We start from the raw sequence: 5163 nt of genomic DNA, 5'->3' as shown, positions 1-5163 counted from the left end.
GGACCCGGCCGAACAGTTGACGATTCAGGAACACGTGCGTTATCTCATGATCGGTCACGAACGTCCGGTCGACCAGATCGAGTTGGCCTCCGGCAAGGTCGTCCGGATGCGGGGAACCCGCATTGTCGTGGGCAACGACATCGCCGGGATGGTCGTAGCCGTCGACATCGTGTCGGAGGCCACGGCGTCGGCGCACGAGTCGGCCGTGCCCGGGGACAGATTCGTCGAATTGCCCACGCTCAACGTCGGTAGGTCCTTGAGTATCGCGGCCTTGAGCGGCCCGGTCGCCGCCCTCAGCGCAAGCCCGTCGCCGCTGTGGAAACGTGCGGTCGACGGCATCGAGTCCGCCCTCGCCGACCACTGCGCGCTACTCGTCATGGGTGAGACCGGCTCGGGGAAGTTCTCGCTCGTCACCGAGATCTATCACCGCACCAGTCCTGGCGGTCGCAGTCTCGTCTTCGATGCAGCCAACATCAGCCGGCACAGCTATGACGATGCCGAGGAAGCGCTGGAAGCGACCTTGGTTCCGACGCTCTACATCCTCAGGAACATCGACGAACTTTCCACCGACGGTGTCGAACGTCTTGACACGTTCCTCATCGCGCTGGCCGAGAGCGATCGGCCCGCGTACGTCGCCGCGACCCTCTCAGACGCGAATCTCGACTCCGATCTGCCATTTCGGGACCTGCTCACGCATTTCCAACAGGCGGTCACGGTCCCGCCGTTGCGCCACCGGATCGAGGACCTCCCTGATCTTGTCTTGCGCGTGCTGACCACCGTCGCCGGTCGCCGGGATGTCAGCATCGGGCCGGCGGCGATGCGGGTGATCACGGGTTACACCTGGCCCAGAAACTTCCGGCAACTCGAAGAGGCGCTGAAGTCTGCCCTGCTCAAACGGCCAGTCGGCGAGATACAGCCCGAGGATCTCCCGGGCTACTGTCACAACACCGCCCACAGACACCTCTCCGGCATGGAGGCCATGGAGCGGGATGTGATCGTCAAAGCCCTCCATGCGGCGGAAGGCAACCGGGTGCAGGCTGCCGCGGCCCTGGGCATCGCCCGCTCGTCGCTTTATCGCAAGCTCAAGAGTTTTGGCATCACGACAATCTGACCGCCCCGAGGAAGTAGCGCCATGTGCGAAGCGCGCCCGGACTCGATAGGCCGAAGTCGATCACACCGGGCTGATTGAAGTCCCAGGTTTCACGGGGTTCAGACTCCGACGCGACGGCTGCCGCATCACCGGGTAGACATGGTGAGTCGACAGACGACCGCCTGTCGGACACACGGCACACCCAGCGCAAGGACATTCATGACCTCAACATCGACCCCTGGACGCGCGCTCGTCGTTGGAGCGACCGGCATCATCGGCCAGGCGCTGAGCTCGCAGCTCGTGGCGCAGGGCTGGACGACCTACGGCCTTTCACGAAGCGGTCGCGCCGTGCCGGACGTGACACCGGTCGCGGCTGACCTGGCCGACCCTGAGGCGCTGGGCGCAGCCCTTGCCGGGGTGGATCCGCAGCTCGTGGCGATCACAGCATGGACGCGGCAAGCCACGGAGGCGGAGAACATCGCCGTCAACGGCGCCGCGGTCCGCAACGTCCTCGCCGCTCTCGAACCCTCCAGGTCGGTCCGGCACGTAGCCCTGATGACTGGCCTCAAGCACTACCTGGGCCCTTTCGAGGCGTACGGCACCGGAAGCATGCCGGACACACCATTTCGGGAGGAAGAACCTCGCCTGGAGTACCCGAACTTCTACTATGCGCAGGAGGACGAGCTGTTCGAGTCTGCGCGGCGCAACGGGTTCACGTGGAGCGTCCACCGGTCGCACACCGTGTTCGGGTTCGCCACCGGGAACGCCATGAACATGGTCCTGACTATCGCGGCGTACGCGACCATCTGCAAGGAGCTCGGGCTCCCCTTCGTCTTTCCCGGGTCGGAGCTGCAGTGGAACGGACTGACGGACGTCACGGATGCAGATCTGCTGGCCGAGCAGATCATCTGGGCCGGCACACACGACGCGGGCCACGACCAGGCCTTCAACATCGCCAATGGCGACGTCTTCCGGTGGCGGTCCCTGTGGCCCCGGATCGCCGATCACTTCGGCGTCGAGCATGAGGGATTCGAGGGCGAGCCGCGTCCGCTCGAGGACAATCTGGGCGACATGGCCGAGACCTGGCGAGCCATCGCAGCGAAGCACGACCTCGTTGAGGCGGACATCTCACGAATCGCCTCGTGGTGGCACACCGACGGGGACCTTGGGCGGGATGTCGAGAGCCTTACCGACATGAACAAGAGCCGTCGCGCGGGCTTTCTCGGATTCCGGGACTCCCGTGACAGCTTCTTCCACCACGTCGACCGCTACCGCAAGGCCCGCATCATCCCGTGAACAGGCCACGGAACACCGTCGTAGTAGGCGCAGAGTCCTTGCTCAGTGGTGGAACCGCCCGGGCACCAGCCGGACCATCGCATCGCGGATCGCGTCCGGTGCCGTGAGCTCCCCGCGCCCGAAAGCACGCATCAGGTCACGGAGCTCCTCGCCACGCCCCGCAGGCGCCGGCGTGATCTCGTACGTCACTGCCCCCGCCTCGTGAGCGATTATCCGAGTCTCGTCGCCGAGACCCAGCAGCAGCGCCGTCATGGCGTCATTGTTGTCGGCGACGAGGGCCGTGAACCGGTAGATCCCCTCTTCGCGTGCCCGCACGAACAGCCGGCTCAGCAGCTCCGAACCCAGCCCGCGCCGGTGCCAGTCGTCCACCACTGCGACCGCGAACTCCGCCACCTCCGGGTCATCAGGGTCACGGATGAACCGCGCGATGCCCAGCCCTCGGCCGTCCGCGATGTCTCGCGCACCGACGGCCTCATGGTCGTGGTGATCGATGTTGGTGAAGTAACGCAGCTCAGTGGGCGACAACTGCCCCTTGTCGGACAGGAAGCGGAACCGTCGTGACTCTGCGCTGAGACGTGAGAAGCCTTCTTCGAGCATCGGCAGGTCCTCACGGTGGACCTGGCGGATGAGGACTCGCGACCCGTCCCTCAGCTCGACCAGACTGTCTTCTTCCTGCCTCCCCTCCTCCAGCAATTGGCCACGCACCTCCCGGCGCAGCACCTTGCCGATCATCGAGCGCGGCAGGTCGTCGACCACGAAAATCCGCCGCGGCACTTTGTAGGGGGTCAACCGCTGGCGCGCAGCCTCGCGCACCGCCGCCTCGTCGAAGTTGGCACCCGGCTCCAGCACGACCGCCGCCACGACGTCCTCGCCCCCGTTGGGGGACGGCAGCCCCACGACCGCAGCGTCATCGATGCCGGGCATCTGGCGAAGCACGTTCTCGACCTCACTCGGGTAGACGTTGAAGCCGCCCGTGATGATGAGCTCCTTGATCCGGTCGACGATCGTGAAGAAGCCCGCGTCGTCCATCACGACCACGTCGCCAGTGCGGATCCAGCCACCCTCGAGCACCACGTGCGCCGTCTCCTCCGGCCGCTCCCAGTAGCCGCTGAACACCTGGGGCCCTCGCAACAGCAGCTCGCCGGGGTGTCCGTGAGGCACGACGTGCGTGTAATCCTCCTGATCCACGACCTGCACCTCGGTCGAGGGGAAAGGCACACCGATACTGCCGACGTGAGTTGACGCCACCGCCGGATTGCCCAGCGCCACCGGAGAGGTCTCGGTCATCCCATAGCCCTCCATGAGGATGCCGCCGGTGACCGACTCCCACAGCTCAGCGGTCGCCTTGGGCAGAGACATCGCGCCGGAGATCGCGTAGCGAACGGAGGTCAGGTCGACGCCGCGTTCTATTGCCGCGGTCGCCAACCGCTCGTAGATCGGCGGAACCGCTGGCAGGAACGTGGGCGGACGCCGACGTACGGCGTCCAGCACCATGTCCACGTCAAAGCGTGGGAGCAGCACCAACGTGGCGCCGATGCTGACCGCAAAGGTCAGGCAAAGGGTCAGGCCGTAGGCGTGGAACAGCGGCAACACCGCGTAGATCACCTCATCGCCGTCCGCGAGCCCGGGCATCCAGGCACGACCTTGGGCAGCGTTGGCTCGCAGGTTTCGGTGAGTCAGGATTGCGGCCTTCGGCTGGCCAGTGGTGCCGCCGGTGTACTGCAGCAACGCCACATCGCAGGGGGCGGGCCGGGGTTGGGCCGGGTCGAGTGGCGGGCTGCTGCTCACCATCCGGTCCCAGCTCGCCACCCCGGGGGCCTGGGCCGTCATCGCCGCGCGCGCCTCCCGTGCCTTGCGCAACGGCAGGTTAAGAGCCAGGCGCTTGACCGTCGTCAAGGCCGAGGTGAGGTTTACGGCCAACACGTGCTCGGCTCCTGCGTCGGAAGCGAGCAGCTGCACGAGCGGGGCGACTTTGTCCCAGGCCACGATGACCCGCGGACGGTGGTCGCTGAGCTGGAATGACATCTCCTCAGCGGTGTAGAGCGGGTTGTGCTCGACCACGACGGCCCCGAGCCTGAGGACGGCATAGAAGGCAACGACATGCTGCGGACAGTTCGGCAGCACCAGTGCCACCCGGTCTCCCGCCTGCACGCCCAGCCTTCGGAGTCCTTCTGCGGCCCGGACCACCTGGTCGCCGAGCCGGGTATATGTCGTCTCCGCGCCAAAGAAGTCGAGCGCGACGTGGTCCGGGAACCGCGCGATCGAGACTTCGAGCAGATCGACGAGCGATTCCTCGGGTACGTCGATATCCAATGGCACCCCGGGCGCGTAGCTGTTGGCCCAAGGGCGTCTGTCTTGTGCTGCCGCCATGGTTCTCCCCCTCGTCGTCGCACGTGACCTCGGCTCCGGACGATGAAGCCATGTGCGCGTCGACGTGCCGCGATCTAATTTTGAGTATTGCAGCACGAAGGTCTCAGGAGACATGACCCCGCAATCCGGCGGACGACGCCAGACTGAGCATTTTTGGAGGTTGCGATGGACGGCGCCGCGGTCACCTGCATGACGAAAACCGAATTTACCGATCGTTGTCGCGGATCATGCTTCGAACATGTGCGACCGGGTACCGTGCTCTGTGGGTCCCCGGATTGAGCAAACAGTTTGGATCTCGTTGAAAGCAAGCAGGGGTGACGCGACTAGGGCGTCAACCCTGTTTGTGCGTTCAGGGCAGTTTGAGCGTTCAGGACAGTTTGTAAGTTCAGGGCAGTGCCAGCCGAGCG

General features: G+C 65.5%; 4 protein-coding genes. 2 read left to right on the top strand and 2 right to left on the bottom strand.

Annotation, left to right across the window (positions count from 1 at the left end; translation table 11 throughout):
- Positions 1-196: hypothetical protein (locus H7290_RS06635; protein ID WP_290513234.1), on the bottom strand; the 196-nt coding region annotated here is incomplete at its 3' end.
- Positions 197-229: 33 nt separating this feature from the next.
- Here H7290_RS06635 and H7290_RS06630 point away from each other — a divergent pair.
- Complete coding sequence (locus tag H7290_RS06630; protein WP_290513233.1) at positions 230-1111, top strand: helix-turn-helix domain-containing protein; 882 nt, start codon at positions 230-232, stop codon at positions 1109-1111.
- Positions 1112-1309: 198 nt separating this feature from the next.
- Positions 1310-2386, top strand: a complete 1077-nt coding sequence (locus H7290_RS06625; protein WP_290513232.1) for an SDR family oxidoreductase — start codon at positions 1310-1312, stop codon at positions 2384-2386.
- Positions 2387-2428: 42 nt separating this feature from the next.
- Here the strand turns inward: H7290_RS06625 and H7290_RS06620 are convergent, their stop codons facing one another.
- The gene (locus tag H7290_RS06620) at positions 2429-4756 is read right to left on the bottom strand and encodes a long-chain-fatty-acid--CoA ligase (protein ID WP_290513231.1); all 2328 of its coding nucleotides are present in this window, start codon (positions 4754-4756) and stop codon (positions 2429-2431) included.
- Positions 4757-5163 lie beyond the last annotated feature (407 nt).

It is taken from the genome of Aeromicrobium sp. (assembly GCF_014378035.1).
GTDB lineage: Bacteria > Actinomycetota > Actinomycetes > Propionibacteriales > Nocardioidaceae > Aeromicrobium.
This window is presented reverse-complemented; position numbering and strand designations above follow the sequence as displayed.

Bases quoted from the DNA above. Each gene is read 5' to 3' on its own strand.
- H7290_RS06620 (WP_290513231.1), bottom strand. From the start codon at position 4,756: ATGGCGGCAGCACAAGACAGACGCCCTTGGGCCAACAGCTACGCGCCC.
- H7290_RS06625 (WP_290513232.1), top strand. From the start codon at position 1,310: ATGACCTCAACATCGACCCCTGGACGCGCGCTCGTCGTTGGAGCGACC.